This is a genomic window from Paracoccus sp. (in: a-proteobacteria), assembly GCF_035556475.1.
Lineage (GTDB): Bacteria > Pseudomonadota > Alphaproteobacteria > Rhodobacterales > Rhodobacteraceae > Paracoccus.
In genome coordinates this window covers 1-17,024 of sequence record NZ_DATMFA010000069.1, presented here as the reverse complement: position 1 = coordinate 17,024, position 17,024 = coordinate 1, and the positions used below count along the sequence as shown (strand labels likewise).

Sequence of the window (17,024 nt, the reverse complement as noted above, 5' to 3'; positions counted from 1 at the left end):
ATACGCACGATCTGGTTCCAGAGCGGCGGGACGCCCGCGATGCCGGTCACGCCCTCGGCCTGCGCCATGCGCATGACCTCGGCCGGCATGGTCAGCGGCTGGTGGACGACCGTTCCCCCGACCAGCATCATCGTGGTCAGCTGGTTCAGCCCGGCATCGAAGCTGTAGGGCAGGACCGACAGCAGGCGGTCATCCTCGGTCAGCTTCAGGTATTCTGCGACCGAGATCGCGCCGACCCGGATGTTGCGATGGCTGAGCATCACGCCCTTGGGCGCGCCGGTTGAGCCGGAGGTATAGATGATCATCGCAAGGTCGTGGGGCGAGATCTCGTCGGGCGCGGCATCCGCGGCGGGCGAAAGCCCAACCCGCGGTGCCGCGCCCTGGGCGGGGCCCTCGGCCTCGCCCTGAACCATGAAGACCGTGTCGGGGGCCAGCGTCGATGCGCCGGTCAGTCCCTTCATCGCCGCCCGCGACAGGATGACGGCGCGCGCCCGGCAATCCCCCGCGACATAGGCCAATTGCTGCGCGGTCCAGCGCGTGTTCACATTGACCACGACCGCGCCGAGCTTCCAGGCGCCGAACATGGCCGCGACCTCGTCGATCCCCTTGCGGAGATGAACGATCACCCGGTCGCCGCGCCCGATCCCCCGGGCCGAGAGCGATTCCGCGACCCGCCCGGCCTCGGCCGTGAGTTCGGCATAGGTCACACGGCGGTTGCTGTCGATCGCCGCGATCTTTCCAGAGCGCTCTGGAAGGTTGTCGGCGAGCAGCGGCCACATGCAGCGGTCGAATTCCTCACTCACCCACTGCGACCCTTCTCTTGCCCGAGGCGAAGCTGACCAGGCTTGGATAGATGCGCGCGGGCGAGCCCACCACGATGGAATCCGAAGGCACGTTGGTCGTCACCGCGGTGTTCGCGCCGATGCGCACCCGGTCGCCGATCTTGATCGGACCCAGCACGGTCGAGTTGACCCCGATGAAGACGTCGTCGCCGATGACCGGGGCGCGTCCGCGCATATTGGTGCCGATGGTCACGTTATGCATGACCCCGCAGCGATCCCCGATCACCACCTCGGGGTGGATGGAGAGCGATCCCTCGGCATGAATGATGTGGAAATCCTCGCCGATCTGCACCTGCGGGGGGATCCAGATCTTGGTGACGTTCAGGATGAAAAGCTTGAGAAAGCCATAGAACTTTCCGGCCAGCCAGCGCCCGGCCGGGCTTTTCCGCTCGATGGCCCAACGCCCGTAACGATAAATCGCCAGTGAAACAAATGCAGGCTCGGTCAATGACTCCCCGTGTCTGCGGTAATCCCCCCGGACCACTTCAAACCAACCCATGCGTACCGCTCAATAATTTTCTGACTACACGAATCATCATTCCCTTTCTGCGGGCCGAGTTCAACCTGACGATAAGGACGAATTTATGCCTTGCTGGAAGCGGGTCAGATCGGCTTTTCCGGTCGAGCCACGCGCCATCGCCGGCGTGAAGCATTGCGGCCGATGATCGGGGACTTGCAGCGGATATTTCAGTGCGGCAGGCCCGTGATCACGCCCGAGAGCCAGTCCGTGATCATCGTGTGGTCCTGAGGCGAGGGGTGCCATGCGCAGGCGCGGCGCCCGAGTTTGGGGAGCTTGACCAGCGCCACCCTGACGCCGTCCTGCCGCAGGGCGGCCTCGGCGGCCTCATAGGCCTCCACCAGTTCGTCTCCGTATTCGCCGAAGGCCAGCAGGATCTGGGCCGCGCCGGGATTTTCCCGCACCCGATCCCTCAGAAACGCGATCAGTGCCGGGGCGAAGGCCTGACCCAGGGCCTCCTTGTCCTGCCAGGGCTCGCCCTCGGCAAAAGCCGAGCCGAAATCGTTCGAGCCGAGGGCCGTCACCACGATATCCGCCGCCCGCTCGGGCAGGCGCGCGGCTGCCGGTTCGCTGGGAATGGCCAGCGGATAGCGGGCGGGCATGGTGGAATGCGGCGTCGTCCCTTCATAGTTGCGCACAAGGCCGATCCCCGAACGGGCGACGATCCGATAATCCGCCCCCAGACGGGTTGCGACCTGCGGACCGAAGGCGCGGCTGGTATCGGTGGCGGAAAACACCTCCTCCTCGCTGCAATCGCGCCGGTTCGCGGTGCTGGCAAAGCCCAGCGTGTCGGAATCGCCGATGAACTCGATCAGGCGCGGCAAGGGACGCGGCGCGGGCAGAACCTGATCCTCCCCGTCGACGAAGATGCCGCCGAAACTGGCCGGCATCGAGGATTCGCTGATCTTCTCGACGCGGATGGTATATTCGCCGGGCGCGAGGCCGCTGATGCGCAGGTCGGTGACGCCGGGACGCGACACCTCGACCTGGCCTGCCGCGCCGCCGTTCAGCGTGACGCGCCAGCGGTTCAACCCGTCGCTGAAACGGACCGAGACCGCCTCGCCCTTGAACCGGGCCATGGCGTGAAATCCGGGCCATTCCTGAACCAGCATGTCCTTCTTGCCGGCGGCGACGCGACCCGTGACCAACATCGGCAGGCGGGTCTGTCCGGTCTGCGGCGGCACCAGCTGGGCCATGAACCATCGGCCATCCGTGCCGGCTGCGTTTTCGATTCTGGGAACCGGGACATGGGGGCGCGCGGCTTCCGGGCGAATCCAGATCGCGGCCAGCGTCGCAAGCGAGGCGACAAGCCCGAAGAAGCCCAGCTTTCTCAACCGCCTGCGCATTGGCACCCACCAGCAAACGGCGGGATCATGCGGCAGGTCCACAAGCCTGTCCACTTCGCCAAATCGACAGGTCTTGGATGGGTTCCAGCCGGTTCCCGAGGACGGGCCGGAACCCTGCTGTTCAGGGGTTACAGCGCAGCGTCGAAAACCGGCTTGTAGATCTCCTTGAGGCGCAGGATCGCCTCTTGCGGCGACAGCTCGACCGACTCGCCGCTGCGGCGCGAGGTGAGTTCCACCTTGTTGTTCGCCAGCCCGCGCGGGCCGACGGTGATCCGCCAGGGCAGGCCGATCAGGTCCATGGTCGCGAACTTGGCGCCGGCGCGCTCATCCCGGTCGTCATAGAGGGCGTCGAGGCCCTGCGTCTTCAGCTCGGCGTAAAGCGCCTCGCAGGCGCCATCGGTCGAGACGTCGCCCTGCTTCAGGTTGACGATGCCGACATGATAGGGCGTGACCCCCTCGGGCCAGATGATGCCCTTGTCGTCATGGCTCGCCTCGATGATGGCGCCCAGCAGGCGCGAGACGCCGATGCCGTGGCTGCCCATGTGGACGGGCACATGCTGGCCGTCGGGGCCGACCACGGTGGCGCCCATCGGTTCGGAATATTTGGTGCCGAAATAGAAGATCTGGCCGACCTCGATCCCGCGCGCCGAGCGGCGGCGCTCCTCGGGGATCTGGGCGAAGATCGCCTCGTCATGGGTCTCGTCGGTGCGGGCGTAGCGGCTGGTGAATTCCTCCAGCACCGACTGGCATTCCTCGACGCTGTCATAGTCGATCTGGCGGTCGCCGAATTTCAGGTCGGTGATCTGGCTGTCATAGAACACCTCGGATTCGCCGGTTTCCGCCAGCACGAGGAATTCATGGGTATAGTCGCCGCCGATCGGCCCGCCATCTGCGCGCATCGGAATGGCCTGCAGGCCCATCCGCTCATAGGTGCGAAGATAGCTGACGAGGTGGCGGTTATAGGCGTGCAGCGCGTCTTCCTTGGTCAGGTCGAAGTTGTAGCCGTCCTTCATCAGGAACTCGCGCCCGCGCATGACGCCGAAACGCGGGCGGATCTCGTCCCGGAACTTCCACTGGATGTGGTAGAGCGTCAGGGGCAGATCCTTGTAGCTGTTCACATGGCTGCGGAAGATGTCGGTAATCATCTCCTCGTTCGTGGGACCGTAAAGCAGGTCGCGCTTGTGGCGGTCCTTGATGCGCAGCATCTCCTCGCCATAATCGTCATAGCGGCCGCTTTCGCGCCAGAGGTCCGCCGATTGCAGCGTCGGCATCAGCATCGGGATATGCCCGGCGCGCTGCTGTTCCTCATGCACGATCTGCTGGATGCGGTTCAGAACCCGAAAGCCCATCGGCAGCCAGGAATAGATGCCCGCCGCCTGCTGCTTGATCATGCCGGCCCTGAGCATCAGCCGGTGACTGACGATCTGGGCTTCCTTGGGGTCTTCCTTCAGAACGGGCATGAAATAGCGCGACAAACGCATGGCGTAATCCTCATCATAGGCCGGACGGAGTTACCGCAGAGCGCATGACGGGGCAACGGGCTTCCTTGCAAGCGTCGTCAGGACGTTCCAAATAGGTTCTGACGCGCGCATATAGGAGTTCGGGACCATGCGACTGCCGGCACAGAAGCAGGTCTGGTATTGGAGCGCCGCCCTTTTGGCGCTGCTCCTTGCCCTCTGGTCGCTGGGCAATGCCATCATGCCCTTCATCCTCGGCGCGGGCATGGCCTATCTGCTGGACCCGGTGGCCGACCGGCTGGAGCGCATGGGACTGACGCGCACGGCCTCGGTCGTGGTCATCACGCTCGTCGCGATCCTGATTGTCGTCGTGGCCTTTCTGGTCGTGGTGCCGGTGCTGGTCCGCCAGACCACCGCGCTGATCAATACCGCGCCCGAGATGGCCGAAAAGTTGCAGCAATTCCTGATGACCCGCTTCCCCCAGATCTTCACCGAGGGCAGCACGCTCAACAATGCGCTGACCGATGCGGCCAAGAACATCAGCGCGCGGGGCGGAGAGCTGGTCAGCGGCGTCCTCGGCTCGGTGATGAGCGTCTTCAGCATGCTCGCGCTGTTCGTGATCGTGCCGGTCGTGGCCTTCTACCTGCTGCTCGACTGGGATCACATGGTCGCGCGGCTTGATGAGTTGCTGCCGCGCGAACATGCGCCGACCATCCGCAACCTCGCCGGAGAGATCGACACCGCGCTTTCGGGTTTCGTGCGCGGGCAGGGCGTGGTGATCCTGATCCTCGGGACGTTCTACTCGGTCGGCCTTGGAATCGTCGGCCTGCCTTTCGGCGTGGCGATCGGCGTGCTGGCGGCCTCGCTCTCCTTCATTCCCTATGTGGGCGTGGTCATTGGCGGGGCGACTGCGATCGGGGTGGCGCTGTTCAGCTTCTGGGGCGAGCCGATCTGGATCGCCGCCGTCGTCGGCATCTTCGTCATCGGCCAGATGGTCGAGGGGAACTATCTGCAACCGAAGATCGTCGGCGGCAGCGTCGGCCTGCATCCGGTCTGGCTGATGCTGGCTTTGACCGTCTTCGGCTCGCTTTTCGGCTTCGTCGGGCTTTTGGTCGCGGTGCCGATGGCGGCCGCGCTTGGCGTTCTGGTGCGCTACGGCGTGGGTCGCTACAAGGAAAGCGCGATCTATACCGGGCGCGAGGTGCCGGCCCCGCCCGCACCGCCGACGCTGATCGAGATCGTGCCGCGCGGCACCACCGCGAGTGAACGCCGCCTTGCCCAGCTTTCCCATGACCAGCGCGTTCTGGAGATCCAGCGACAGGAAAATCTGGCCGGGCTGCTCGACGACCATCTGGCCCGTGCCCATGCGGGCAAGGTTGCGGACCCGTCCGCTGGCCCGCCTTCTCCCTCCGACCTGCACAAGGAGGCGCGGCTTTCGGGGCAAGATGACCGGCACTCCTCCGGGAAGGGCGACTGAGTCCTTGGCACGCCAGTTGGCCCTGGATCTGACCATACCGCCCGCCCTCTCGCGGGAGGATTTCCTGACGACGGCGGCCAACCGCGACGCGCTCGCCATGCTGGACGAGCCGATGCGCTGGCCGGGGGGGCGTCTTTTGCTGATCGGCGGCGCGGGCGCGGGCAAGTCCCATCTGGCGCGGTTCTGGGCCGAGGAGAACGAGGCGCAGATCATCCGCGCCTCGGCGATTTCGCCCGCCTCGGTCGACGGGCTGATCGGGCGCGGCGGTGCGCTGGTGGTCGAGAACGCACACCAGATCGCCGGCATAGCCGAGGCCGAGGACGCGCTTTTCCACCTCTGGAACCTTGCCGGGGCGCGGCATGGGCTGTTGCTGATCACCGCCCGCCTTGCGCCGCGCGACTGGGGAATCGGGTTGCCCGACCTGCTCTCAAGGCTGGAATCGGCGGCGCAGGCGGTGCTTGGCCCGCCCGATGACGCGCTGCTGCCCGCGGTGCTGGTCAAGCTTTTCGCCGATCGACAGATCCAGGTCGCACCCGATGTGGTCGACTGGCTGGTCCTCAGGATGGAGCGCGATCTGGGCCTTGCGCGCCACCTCGTCGCGGCGATAGACCGCAAATCCTTGGCCGACCGGCGGCCCGTCACCCGTCGCCTCGCGGCCGAGCTACTGGACAAGATCACGCCCCCCGACGCATCCTCTGGACAATCACCGCATCCCGAGATTCGATGACCCAAGCCGATTTCCTGCGCATCTCCTTTCCTTCGCCACGCGCGCTGTCGGAGGTGGGCGCCAATGATCCGACGCGGTTCTTCAACCGCGAGATCAGCTGGCTCAGCTTCAACTGGCGTGTTCTGGACGAGGCGCGAAACCCCCGCGTGCCGCTGCTTGAGCGGCTGCGCTTCCTGTCGATCTCGGCCACCAACCTTGACGAGTTCTATACCGTCCGCGTCGCCGGTCTGCGCGAACTGGTGCGCGAGGGGAACGCGACGCTTTCCGATGACGGGCTGACCGCGGCCGAACAGCTTGCGCTGGTCAATGCCGATGCGCGCCGGCTGATGGGGGCGCAACAGGCGGTGTGGAACGGCCTTCGCCGCGAGATGGAGCTTGCCGACATCACCATCCTGTCGCGGTCCCGCGTGACCCGCGCCGAGGAGGAGTTCCTGCGCCGCTATTTCGTCGAGCAGGTCTTTCCGGTCCTCTCGCCCCTCGCGATTGATCCCGCGCATCCCTTTCCCTTCATCCCGAACCTTGGCTTCTCGCTTGCGGTGGAGCTGGCGCGGGAAAGCGACGGTCGCCAGATGCAGGCCCTGCTGCCGATCCCGCAGCAGATCGCGCGCTTTGTCCCGCTGCCGGGCGGCAAGCGGTTCCTGAGGCTGGAAGACCTGCTGCTGATGCATCTGCCAAGCCTTTTCCCCGGCTATCGCGACATCGGCCATTGCGCCTTCCGCGTGCTGCGCGACAGCGACATCGAGGTCGAGGATGAGGCCGAGGATCTGGTGCGCGAGTTCGAGACCGCGCTGAAGCGCCGCCGCCGCGGCTCGGTCATCCGGCTGAAGATCACCTCGGGCGCGCCGGACCGGATGCGCCGGCTGATCATGCAGGAGCTGCATGTCAATCCCGAGGAGGTGGTCGAGGTCGAGGGGCTGATCGGCATGGCCGACCTGCGCGAACTGGTCCTCGACAGCCGGCGCGACCTGCAATGGCCGGCCTTCACCCCCCGTGTCCCCGAGCGGGTGCAGGACCATGAGGGCGACATGTTCGCGGCGATCCGGCAAAAGGACATGCTGCTGCATCACCCCTACGAGACCTTCGACATGGTGGTGCGCTTCCTGCATCAGGCGGCGATGGATCCGAATGTCGTCGCGATCAAGCAGACGCTCTACCGGACCTCCTATGACAGCCCGATCGTCGATGCGCTTTGCGAGGCGGCCGAGGCCGGGAAATCGGTCACGGCGCTGGTCGAGCTGAAGGCCCGCTTCGACGAGGCCGCGAATATCCGGCAGTCACGCCGGCTCGAACGCTCGGGCGCGCATGTCGTCTATGGCTTCATGCAATACAAGACCCATGCGAAGATCAGCGCCGTGGTCCGGCGCGAGGGCGATCAGCTTGTCACCTATACCCATTTCGGGACCGGCAACTATCACCCGATCACTGCGCGGGTCTATACCGACCTGTCGCTGTTTACCTGCGACCCGGCGCTGGGGCGCGATGCGTCGAAGGTGTTCAACTTCCTGTCGGGCTATGTGCAGCCCGAGGGGCTGGAGAACCTCGCGATCTCGCCCATCGACCTCAAGGAGCGGTTGCTGGAGCTGATCGCACGCGAGGCGGAATATGCCCGGCGCGGCCGCCCGGCCGAGATCTGGGCCAAGATGAACAGCCTGGTCGAGAGAGACGTGATCGACGCGCTTTATGCCGCCAGTCAGGCGGGCGTGCGCATCAACCTTATCATCCGGGGCATCTGCGGCCTTCGGCCCGGCATCATCGGCCTTTCGGAGAATATCCGCGTCAAGTCGATCGTCGGCCGCTTCCTCGAACATTCGCGGATCGTCTGCTTCGGCAATGGTCAGGGCCTGCCGTCGAAGCGTGCCCGCGTTTTCATCAGCTCGGCCGACTGGATGGACCGCAACCTGAACCGCCGCGTCGAGGCGCTGGTGGAATGCCATAACGAGACGGTCAAGGCCCAGATCACCAGCCAGATCATGGCGGCAAACATGGCGGATGAGGCGCAGAGCTGGCTGCTGCAACCCGACGGGCGCTATCTGCGCTATCTGCCGGCGGGACGGGAGGACCTTTTCAGCTGTCACAGGTTCTTCATGGAAAACCCCTCACTTTCGGGCCGTGGCAGCAAGGGGGCCAAGGATGTTCCGGCCCTCACACATTCGATGGATTGACGGAAGAACGCTATTGGCCCATTCGGGCCTCCCCCGTAATTTATTGACGGAAACGAGAGCAGGCGCATGAACGGTGTAGTGACCACGAGCGGGCAAACCATCGAACCCTTCGGGCGATCGCTGTTCGAGCGCGCCTCGGAACGGGCGCTGAGCCGGGTGGGCGTGGTCGATGTCGGCTCGAACTCGATCCGCATGGTGGTCTTTGACGGGGCCGCCCGCTCTCCGGCCTATTTCTACAACGAGAAGGTGATGGCCGGGCTGGGGCAGGGGCTTGCAGCCAGCGGCCGGCTGAACCCCGAGGGGGTGCGCCGCGGAATGGCCGCGCTTCGGCGTTTTGCGGCGCTTGCCGAGGGGATGGGGATCAAGCCGCTGACCTGCGTGGCCACCGCCGCCGTGCGCGAGGCCGAGGACGGGCCGGAATTCCGCAAGGCGGTCGAGAGGGAAACCGGCCTGAAGCTCTGGGTCATCGACGGCGAGGAGGAAGCGCGGCTTTCGGCTCAGGGCGTGCTGCTGGGCTGGCCGGACGCCAAGGGGCTGGTCTGCGACATCGGCGGCAGCTCGATGGAGCTTGCCGAGGTTGCCGATGGCAAGGTCGGCCGCCGCATCACCACGCCGCTTGGCCCGTTCCGCCTGCAGCAGGTCAAGGGCGGTGCCAGCGGCCTGCGCGCGCATATCCGCAAGATCACCGACGAGGCCGCGGCTCAGCTTGGCCGCGGGCATGAGCAGGTCTATCTGGTCGGCGGTTCGTGGCGTGCCGTCGCGCGGCTGGACATGGAGCGTGTCAACTATCCGATGACGGTCCTGCACGAATACCGGATGACGCCTCAGGCCGTCCTGCAAACCGTGAAATGGATCGACGAGCAGAACCTGACCGAATTGCGCGGGCGGCTGGGCATCTCGGCCAGCCGCATGGATCTCGTCCCGCTGGCGAGCCAAGTCTTGCGCGAACTGGTCCAGAGCTTCGAGCCGAAATCGCTGGCGATCTCGTCCTATGGCATCCGCGAGGGGCTGCTCTATGAGCAGATGCCGCCGAGCCTCAGGGCGCGTGATCCGCTGATCGAGGCCGCGCGCTTTGCCGAGCGGCAGATGGCGCGGATGCCGGGTTTCGGCAAGCGCCTCTATCAATTCCTCCAGCCGGTTTTCAAGGATGCCGGTCCCTCGCTCGACCGCCTGATCCGGGTTGCCTGCCTCTTGCATGACACCACCTGGCGGACCCACCCGGATTACCGCGCGGATGCCTGTTTCGACAATGCGACGCGGGCCAATATGGCGGCGCTCTCGCATCCCGAGCGGGTGTTCCTCGGGCTATCGCTGCTGCACCGCTATCGCAACAGCCATTCGAATTCGGCCATGGCGCCGCTTTTCGCCCTGCTTGACGAGACGCAGATGCGCGATGCTGAGGTTCTGGGCAAGGCCATGCGTTTTGGCGCGATGTTCTCGGTCAAGGATCCCGCCGAGGCGGGGGTGCTGAAATACGCGAGCAAGAAGAAGCGCCTCGAATTGCGGTTGAGCAAGGTGGGCGCCGCGCTGATGGGCGAGGTTGCCGAGGCCCGATTCAAGTCGCTGGCCGCCGCACTTGGGGCCGAGCCGGTCGTCATATTCGGCTGACTTCGGGGCGATAATCGGGTTCTTGACGCCCAAACCTATCCTTTTGGATAGTAAGCCACTGTCGCAAAAAGGAAAACCTGCCGTAACGGACAGGTTTCCGTCGCCGGGGCCTTGTGGCAAATGGTCGGGCAAGGGAACGGAAGGCCAAGATGTTGTGGTTAACCAGTTCTTTGTGCGGCCCGCCTTCCCTTGATTTGTTTGTTGATGATCACGCCGTTTTGGTAGAGTTGGGGCGGCTTCAGCCGCCCCAAGTCCTCTCCAGCACCCGCAGCCAGTTCTTCCAGGCGATCTTCTCGACGAGCTCCTGCCCGAAGCCGTGATCCAGCATCGCCTGCGTCAGCGCCTGCAGCTTCGAGGCGTCGGAAATATCCTCGGGCATCTGCGCGCCGTCATAATCCGACCCCAGCGCAACCCCGTCCTCGCCCAGAATGCCCAGCAGGTGATCGAGGTGGCGCAGCATGACCTCGAACCCGTGCATCGGCTCGCGCCGGCCCTCGGGATCGAGGAAGCCCACGGCATAGTTCAGCCCGACCAGCCCCTCGGTCCCGGCGATGACCTGCAATTGCCGGTCGGTCAGGTTGCGCGAGCTGGGTGCGACGGCATGGGCGCAACTGTGGCTTGCGACCAGCGGCGCGTCCGACAGCGCTGCGATGTCGTCAAAACCCTTCTCGTTCAGATGCGACAGGTCCAGCATGATGCGAAGCTGGTTGCATTCGCGCACCAGCGCCTTGCCCGCGGCGGTCAGGCCCGGTCCCGTATCGGGCGAGGACGGGAAGGCGAAGGGAACGCCGTGGCCATAGCGGGTCGGGCGCGACCAGACCGGGCCGATCGACCTGAGGCCCATGGCGTGCCAGACATGGAGCGCGTCCATGTCGGCGACAGGCTCCGCCCCTTCGATATGCAGGATCGCGGCGATCTTTCCGGCGGCGATGGCCTCGCGGATCTGGGCGGCGCTGCGGCAGATGGCCAGCGTGCCGCTGCGCTCCATCGCCATGAGCTGGCCTGCCTGCGCGAGGGCATGGGGCAGGGCGTCGATGGTCGCGACCTCATCGGGCAGGGGCAGCGAGAAGGGCGGGTTCTGCTTCATCAGCGCGGCGACCGCATCGTCGGGACCGGCGGGCGAGGGGGTCCAGATCGCGAAGAAGCCTCCGACCATGCCGCCCGCGCGCATCCGGGGCAGGTCGAGATGCCCGGTGCCGTCGCCTTCCAGCCAGAGACGGTCGCGGTTTTCGCCCGCCTCGACCATGCGTTGAAGAAAATCGTTGTGACCGTCGAATACCGGAATCATGGAGCATCCCTTTCAGATTGGGTCGCACCATGCGCCCGATGGAAAAGACCTTCAACCTCGGGCAATTCGGCGTAGCATGGGATCATGCGAGGCAGAGGAGACCCAGCAGTGACCACGATCGCCAAGGAATTTCAGGGCCAGACCGTCATCTGCACCTTCGAGGTGACGCCCGGCACCGCCCATGACGTGCTGGATGCGCTGGCGGCCGCCTATGACGAGGTGATCCGCTTCCAGCCCGGCTATGTCTCGGGCGCGGTCCACCTGAATGACGCGCAGACGCGAATTGCCACCTATTCGCAATGGCGCGACCGCCGCGATTATCAGGCCATGCTGCGCAACGAGGAGATGCGCAGCCGGAACCGGGCCATTCACTCCATGTGCCGGCATTTCGAGCCGGTGATGTATGATGTGATCGAAACCTGGCCGGTCTGAACACGCGGCCCACAGGACACCGATTTCGGGTGCAACCCGTCCGGTCTGAACCTAGTCTGACCCGAAACGAACCGGAGAGGGGCAGGCATGGCCGGACGGATCATCACCGTTGCACAGCAGAAGGGCGGATCGGGCAAGACGACGATCGCGGTCAATCTTGCGGTCGCGCTCAGGCGTCGCGGGCACAGCATCGCGCTGCTCGACACCGATCCGCAGGGCAGCATGGGCCGCTGGTTTCTGGAACGGCTGGAGCGGTTGGGCGAGGACGAGGCGCTGGAATTCGGCACCTCCTCGGCCTGGGGGGCGAGCTACGAATCCGAAAAGCTGAAGAAGCGCTTCGATTTCGTCATCATCGACACGCCGCCCAAGATCGACAGCGACCTGCGCCCGGCGCTGCGCGTGGCGGATCTGGTCCTTGTTCCGGTTTCGGCGAGCCATGTCGATCTCTGGGCGACAGAGGGCGTGCTGGACCTCGCCCGGCGCGAGAAATGCGACGCGCTGATCGTCCTGAACCGGACGAGGCCGAACACCCGCCTTGCGGCCGAGATCGCCGCGCGCGCCACCGAACTCGGCGCAGAGGTCGCGACCGCGCAACTCGCCAATCGGGTCATCTATGCCGAGACGCTGGGCATGGGACTGGGCGCGTCGGACAATGGCCGCAACCCGGCCGCGCGGGACGAGGTCGGCGTCCTGACCGATGAGGTTCTGACCTGGATTCCCTGAATCCGGGCGGTTTGTCGCCGGAATGACCGGGCGGTAACAACTTCGCGAAACTTTTCCGATGATGCGGCGTTCAGCCCGCGTCCCGGACGAGGAGCCCTTCGATGAAGTTCGCCCTGCCTGTAGCGATGCTTTTGCCGCTGCTCATCGCCTGTGTGCCCGAAGCGCAGGAGGTCGATATTCCCGCCCCGTCGACCCCGCTGGCGGATGACACATGCGGCGCCAACAGGTTTCAGGACCTGATCGGCCAGACCGCGCCCACGATCACCGTGCCGGCCAACGCACCCTATCGCAGCTATCGGACCGGCGATCCGGTGACGATGGATTTCAACATGAAGCGGCTCAATTTCGAGCATGACAAGTCCGGCAAGCTGGTGCGGGTGAGCTGCGGCTAGTGGCGCCGCTTCGACCGCTTGTTGCCGCCGCGCTGGCCCGCGCGCCCCGCGGTCGAGCGCCCGGATGACTTGACCGCTTCCTCGGCCGCTTCCTCGATCACCGACTGGCGGGCAAGGGGATCGTCCGCCACCGCCAGCTCCACGGCCTCGAGCCGCTTCACCTCGTCCCGCAGCCGCGCCGCCTCCTCGAATTCGAGGTTCTCGGCCGCCTTGCGCATCTGCGTGCGCAGCGCGTCGAGATGGGCCGAGAGATTGGCGCCGACCATGGGCCGGTCCACCCGGGTGGTGATCCGGGCCTGATCGGTGTCGCCCTGCCACAATCCGGCCAGCACATCCTCGACATTCTTGCGCACGGTCTGCGGCGTGATGCCATGCGCCTCGTTATAGGCCATCTGCTTCTGCCGCCGCCGCTCGGTTTCGGCCATGGCGCGTTCCATGCTGCCGGTGATGCGGTCGGCATACATGATGACGCGGCCATCGGCATTCCGCGCCGCCCGCCCGATCGTCTGGATCAGCGAGGTTTCGGAACGCAGGAAACCTTCCTTGTCGGCATCCAGAATGGCGACGAGGCCGCATTCGGGGATATCCAGCCCCTCGCGCAGCAGGTTGATGCCCACCAGCACGTCGAATGCGCCGAGCCGCAGGTCGCGCAAAATCTCGATCCGCTCGATCGTGTCGATGTCCGAATGCATGTAGCGCACACGGATGCCCTGTTCGTGCAGATATTCGGTCAGATCCTCGGCCATGCGCTTGGTCAGCGTCGTGACCAGCGTGCGATAGCCCGCTGCGCTGACCTTGCGCACCTCGTCCATGACGTCATCGACCTGCGTTTCGACGGGCCGGATCTCGATCACCGGGTCGATGAGGCCGGTGGGGCGGATCACCTGCTCGGTAAAGACGCCGCCGGTCTGGTCCATCTCCCATTGGGCGGGCGTCGCGCTGACAAAGACGGATTGCGGGCGCATCGCATCCCATTCCTCGAATTTCAGCGGGCGGTTGTCCATGCAGGAGGGCAGGCGGAACCCGTGTTCGGCCAATGTGAACTTGCGCCTGAAGTCGCCGCGATACATGCCGCCGATCTGCGGCACGCTGACATGGGATTCATCCGCGAAAACAATGGCATTATCCGGGATAAACTCGAAAAGTGTCGGCGGCGGCTCGCCCGGTGCGCGACCAGTCAGGTAGCGGGAATAGTTCTCGATCCCGTTGCAGACGCCGGTGGCCTCCAGCATCTCGAGGTCGAAATTCGTCCGCTGCTCCAACCGCTGCGCCTCCAGAAGCTTTCCTTCGTCCTGAAGCTGCTTCAGCCGTCCTTGAAGTTCGGCCTTTATCCCCTTGACTGCCTGCTGCATTGTCGGGCGCGGGGTGACATAGTGGCTGTTCGCATAGATGCGGATCTGCTTGAAATTGTCGGTCTTGGCGCCGGTCAGGGGATCGAATTCGGTGATCGCCTCCAACTCGTTCCCGAAGAAGTCGAAACGCCATGCCCGATCTTCGAGGTGGGCGGGCCAGACCTCGACCACATCGCCCCGGACGCGGAAGCCGCCGCGCTGGAAGGCCGCGTCGAGGCGGCGGTATTGCTGCGCGACCAGCTCTGCCAGAAACTCGCGCTGGTCATAAAGCTGACCGACGACCATGTCCTGCGTCATCGCGGAATAGGTCTCGACCGAGCCGATGCCGTAGATGCAACTGACCGAGGCGACGATGATCACGTCATCGCGTTCCAGCAGCGCCCGCGTGGCCGAGTGGCGCATCCGGTCGATGGCCTCGTTGATCTGGGATTCCTTCTCGATATAGGTGTCGCTGCGGGCGACATAGGCCTCGGGCTGGTAATAGTCGTAATAGCTGACGAAATACTCGACCGCGTTCTCGGGAAAGAAGCCCTTGAACTCGCCGTATAATTGTGCGGCGAGGGTCTTGTTCGGCGCGAGGATGATCGCTGGGCGCTGCGTCTCCTCGATCACCTTGGCCATGGTGAAGGTCTTGCCGGTCCCGGTCGCGCCGAGAAGCACCTGATCGCGTTCCCCGTCCCTGACGCCCTGCGCAAGCTCGGCGATCGCGGTGGGCTGGTCGCCCGCCGGCTCGAATTCGGACTGCATGACGAAGCGCCTGCCGCCTTCCAGCTTTGGCCGCGTGACCTCGGGAAAGCGCATGACTGGAGCGTTGGTGTTGTTGTGACCCATGGTTTCACCTTTGTTCCCATCGGGAATCTGGCATGTCCTGCCGGGGATGCAAGGGCCGCGTTGCGTTTTCCGACTTCGGCGCGGCGGATCTTGATCCGGCCCGGCAGTTGGGGGATAAGACCGGCAAGCAAGAACAGAGGTTTCCCGCCAATGCGAGTCCGCATCTACAAGCCGTCCCGCAACGCGATGCAGTCGGGCACTGCGCGCAGCAAGAACTGGGTTCTGGAATTTCCCGCCGCCGACGCGCGCGAGATCGACCCGCTGATGGGCTGGACCAGCAGCGACGACACCCAGAGCCAGGTTCGCCTGCGCTTCGCGACCCGTGAGCAGGCCGAAGATTACGCGCGCGAGCAAGGGCTGGATTTCGAGGTGATGGAGCCGCAGATCCGCGCCGCCAACGTCCGCCCCCGCGGCTATGGCGAGAATTTCGCCACCGACCGCCGCGCGCCCTGGACGCATTGAATTTGACAATCGGACCATAGTTGCCGCCAAATCTGGCAAGTTACGAACGGTTCGGTGCAAAGGTTCCGCAAATCATTGATTTAACGTGGCTGCCTGCTGGGCGGCCATGTTGCTTTTTGGGGACCGGCTTAATCGGCGCTGATCGTAAGCGGCGGCTGCGCCCCACCCGCGTTCAGCTTGCCGGCTTGAAGTTCGAGGGCAGCAGGACGTCGATCTTCGCCTGTGGGTGGCCGGCTGCCACGGCTTCGAGAGTTGCTTTGAGATAGGCGAAGGGCTCGACGCCATTGACCTTTGCGGTGGCGACAAGGGATGCGATGCGCGCCCAGGATCGCCCGCCTTCGTCATGGCCGGCGAACAGCGCATTCTTGCGGGTCAAGGCGATGGGCCGGATCAGGTTCTCGACGCTGTTGGAGTCGATCTCGACGCGGCCATCGCGCAGGAAGGTCTGCAGTCCGTCCCAGTGGCGGTGGATGTAGGCCAGCTTCTCTCCGAGGCGGGACTTCATTGATATGCGCCGACACTGCAGCTGCAGCCATTCACCAAAGGCGGCGACCAGCGGCGCACTGCGCACCTGGCGGGCCGACAGCCGCTGGCCGGGACCCATGCCACGGATCTCGGCCTCGATCCGGTAAAGCTCGGCGATCCGGTGCAGGCCTTCGGCTGCGATCTCGGAGCCGTCGCGATCGAAGATCTCTTTCAGCTTGCGCCGGGCATGTGCCCAGCAATGGGCGACGATGATCGGCGCGCCGCCTGTCCGGGATGGCCGTGTCAGGCGGTTGTAGCCGGGATAGCCATCCAGCTGCAGGATGCCGTCAAAGCCCTGCAGGATGCGCTCTGCGTTTTCGCCCGCACGGTCGGGCGCATAGGTAAAGACCACACCGGGTGGGTCTGCCCCGCCCCATGACCGGTCATCGCGCGCCAGGGCCCAGAGATAGCCTGTCTTCGTCCGCCCCCGGCCGGGATCGAGCACAGGTGCAGTTGTTTCGTCCATATAGAGCTTGGTCGACGTCTTCAGATGTTCGGCCAGCCGATCGACCACGGGGCCGAGATGGAAGGCGGCGGTGCCGACCCAGTCAGCCAGCGTGCTGCGATGCAGTTCGACTCCGGCCCGAGCCAGGATCTGGCTTTGACGGTATAAGGGAAGGTGGTCCGCGTATTTGCTGACCAGCACATGTGCCAAGGCACCCTCGGTGGGCAGGCCGCCCTCGACCAAGTGCGCGGGGGCCGATGCCGGGTCACGCCGTCAGCACACCGGCGGCAGGCATACTTAGGGTCCAGACTCATTGAGTTTCGGAGCCAGAACAAGACGGTTGCGGCTAGCAAGATCGCAGAGAAGAAGGTTTCCGGGCACCGGTCGTATCGGGTCGCGACGCGCCGCCAATCCTTCAGGCGGCCGAACATGATCTCA

General features: G+C 65.0%; 14 protein-coding genes and 2 pseudogenes. 8 read left to right on the top strand and 8 right to left on the bottom strand.

The features are described from left to right. The 4 genes from VNQ78_RS08610 to proS form a co-directional block, all read right to left on the bottom strand. Positions 1–803 (bottom strand): AMP-binding protein (locus tag VNQ78_RS08610; protein ID WP_325688683.1); only part of this gene is annotated, 803 nt, incomplete at its 3' end. Continuing rightward, complete coding sequence (locus tag VNQ78_RS08605; protein ID WP_325688681.1) at positions 796–1,290, bottom strand: serine acetyltransferase; 495 nt, start codon at positions 1,288–1,290, stop codon at positions 796–798. The genes VNQ78_RS08605 and VNQ78_RS08610, both read right to left, overlap by 8 nt. Before the next feature lie 239 nt (positions 1,291–1,529). Further along, positions 1,530–2,705 (bottom strand): lipase, encoded by a 1,176-nt coding sequence (locus VNQ78_RS08600; protein WP_325688679.1) that lies wholly within the window; start codon positions 2,703–2,705, stop codon positions 1,530–1,532. Between the two features lie 128 nt (positions 2,706–2,833). Next, entirely contained in the window at positions 2,834–4,186 is a 1,353-nt protein-coding gene (gene proS, locus VNQ78_RS08595) for a proline--tRNA ligase (protein ID WP_325688677.1), read from the bottom strand. A gap of 127 nt (positions 4,187–4,313) precedes the next feature. On the opposite strand from proS, the gene VNQ78_RS08590 reads away from it, so the two are divergent. From VNQ78_RS08590 to VNQ78_RS08575, 4 genes are all read left to right on the top strand, one after another. After that, positions 4,314–5,639 carry an AI-2E family transporter gene (locus tag VNQ78_RS08590; RefSeq protein ID WP_325688675.1) on the top strand — a complete coding sequence of 442 codons (1,326 nt, stop codon included), beginning with the start codon at positions 4,314–4,316 and terminating at the stop codon, positions 5,637–5,639. Between the two features lie 4 nt (positions 5,640–5,643). After that, a complete protein-coding gene (locus VNQ78_RS08585; protein ID WP_325688673.1) occupies positions 5,644–6,366 on the top strand; it encodes a chromosomal replication initiator DnaA in 723 nt (240 codons plus the stop codon). Further along, complete coding sequence (locus tag VNQ78_RS08580) at positions 6,363–8,528, top strand: RNA degradosome polyphosphate kinase (RefSeq protein ID WP_325688671.1); 2,166 nt, start codon at positions 6,363–6,365, stop codon at positions 8,526–8,528. Before VNQ78_RS08585 ends, VNQ78_RS08580 begins: the two co-directional genes overlap by 4 nt. 66 nt (positions 8,529–8,594) lie before the next feature. Beyond that, on the top strand, positions 8,595–10,136 hold the full coding sequence (locus VNQ78_RS08575; protein ID WP_325688669.1) for a Ppx/GppA family phosphatase: 1,542 nt from the start codon (positions 8,595–8,597) through the stop codon (positions 10,134–10,136). 238 nt (positions 10,137–10,374) lie between these two features. Here VNQ78_RS08575 and VNQ78_RS08570 read toward each other — a convergent pair whose 3' ends face one another. Beyond that, on the bottom strand, positions 10,375–11,424 hold the full coding sequence (locus tag VNQ78_RS08570) for a dipeptidase (protein WP_325688667.1): 1,050 nt from the start codon (positions 11,422–11,424) through the stop codon (positions 10,375–10,377). A gap of 108 nt (positions 11,425–11,532) precedes the next feature. Between VNQ78_RS08570 and VNQ78_RS08565 the strand changes: the two genes are divergently transcribed. The 3 genes from VNQ78_RS08565 to VNQ78_RS08555 all read left to right on the top strand — a co-directional run bounded on the left by VNQ78_RS08565 (position 11,533) and on the right by VNQ78_RS08555 (position 12,971). Then, positions 11,533–11,856, top strand: a complete 324-nt coding sequence (locus tag VNQ78_RS08565) for an antibiotic biosynthesis monooxygenase family protein (protein WP_325688666.1) — start codon at positions 11,533–11,535, stop codon at positions 11,854–11,856. An 87-nt stretch (positions 11,857–11,943) separates the two neighbouring features. Then, positions 11,944–12,579 (top strand): ParA family partition ATPase, encoded by a 636-nt coding sequence (parA, locus tag VNQ78_RS08560; protein ID WP_325688664.1) that lies wholly within the window; start codon positions 11,944–11,946, stop codon positions 12,577–12,579. A 101-nt stretch (positions 12,580–12,680) separates the two neighbouring features. Further along, complete coding sequence (locus tag VNQ78_RS08555) at positions 12,681–12,971, top strand: I78 family peptidase inhibitor (protein WP_325688662.1); 291 nt, start codon at positions 12,681–12,683, stop codon at positions 12,969–12,971. Here the strand turns inward: VNQ78_RS08555 and uvrB are convergent. Further along, entirely contained in the window at positions 12,968–15,154 is a 2,187-nt protein-coding gene (gene uvrB, locus VNQ78_RS08550; protein WP_325688660.1) for an excinuclease ABC subunit UvrB, read from the bottom strand. The genes VNQ78_RS08555 and uvrB overlap by 4 nt on opposite strands. Before the next feature lie 150 nt (positions 15,155–15,304). Between uvrB and VNQ78_RS08545 the strand changes: the two genes are divergently transcribed. Further along, positions 15,305–15,616: an ETC complex I subunit gene (locus tag VNQ78_RS08545; RefSeq protein WP_325688658.1), complete on the top strand. Its 312-nt coding sequence runs from the start codon at positions 15,305–15,307 to the stop codon at positions 15,614–15,616. 172 nt (positions 15,617–15,788) lie between these two features. On the opposite strand, the pseudogene tnpC reads toward VNQ78_RS08545, so the two are convergent. Beyond that, positions 15,789–16,888 (bottom strand): annotated as a pseudogene (gene tnpC, locus VNQ78_RS08540) (IS66 family transposase); the annotation flags it as partial. A 21-nt stretch (positions 16,889–16,909) separates the two neighbouring features. After that, a pseudogene (locus VNQ78_RS08535) lies at positions 16,910–17,024 on the bottom strand (IS5/IS1182 family transposase); the annotation flags it as partial.

Excerpts from the sequence above, each read along its gene's own strand:
- VNQ78_RS08575 (WP_325688669.1), top strand. The coding sequence starts at position 8,595 with ATGAACGGTGTAGTGACCACGAGCGGGCAAACCATCGAACCCTTCGGG.
- VNQ78_RS08545 (WP_325688658.1), top strand. The coding sequence starts at position 15,305 with ATGCGAGTCCGCATCTACAAGCCGTCCCGCAACGCGATGCAGTCGGGC.
- VNQ78_RS08600 (WP_325688679.1), bottom strand. The coding sequence starts at position 2,705 with ATGCGCAGGCGGTTGAGAAAGCTGGGCTTCTTCGGGCTTGTCGCCTCG.
- uvrB (WP_325688660.1), bottom strand. The coding sequence starts at position 15,154 with ATGGGTCACAACAACACCAACGCTCCAGTCATGCGCTTTCCCGAGGTC.
- VNQ78_RS08555 (WP_325688662.1), top strand. The coding sequence starts at position 12,681 with ATGAAGTTCGCCCTGCCTGTAGCGATGCTTTTGCCGCTGCTCATCGCC.
- parA (WP_325688664.1), top strand. The coding sequence starts at position 11,944 with ATGGCCGGACGGATCATCACCGTTGCACAGCAGAAGGGCGGATCGGGC.
- proS (WP_325688677.1), bottom strand. The coding sequence starts at position 4,186 with ATGCGTTTGTCGCGCTATTTCATGCCCGTTCTGAAGGAAGACCCCAAG.
- VNQ78_RS08580 (WP_325688671.1), top strand. The coding sequence starts at position 6,363 with ATGACCCAAGCCGATTTCCTGCGCATCTCCTTTCCTTCGCCACGCGCG.
- VNQ78_RS08590 (WP_325688675.1), top strand. The coding sequence starts at position 4,314 with ATGCGACTGCCGGCACAGAAGCAGGTCTGGTATTGGAGCGCCGCCCTT.
- VNQ78_RS08570 (WP_325688667.1), bottom strand. The coding sequence starts at position 11,424 with ATGATTCCGGTATTCGACGGTCACAACGATTTTCTTCAACGCATGGTC.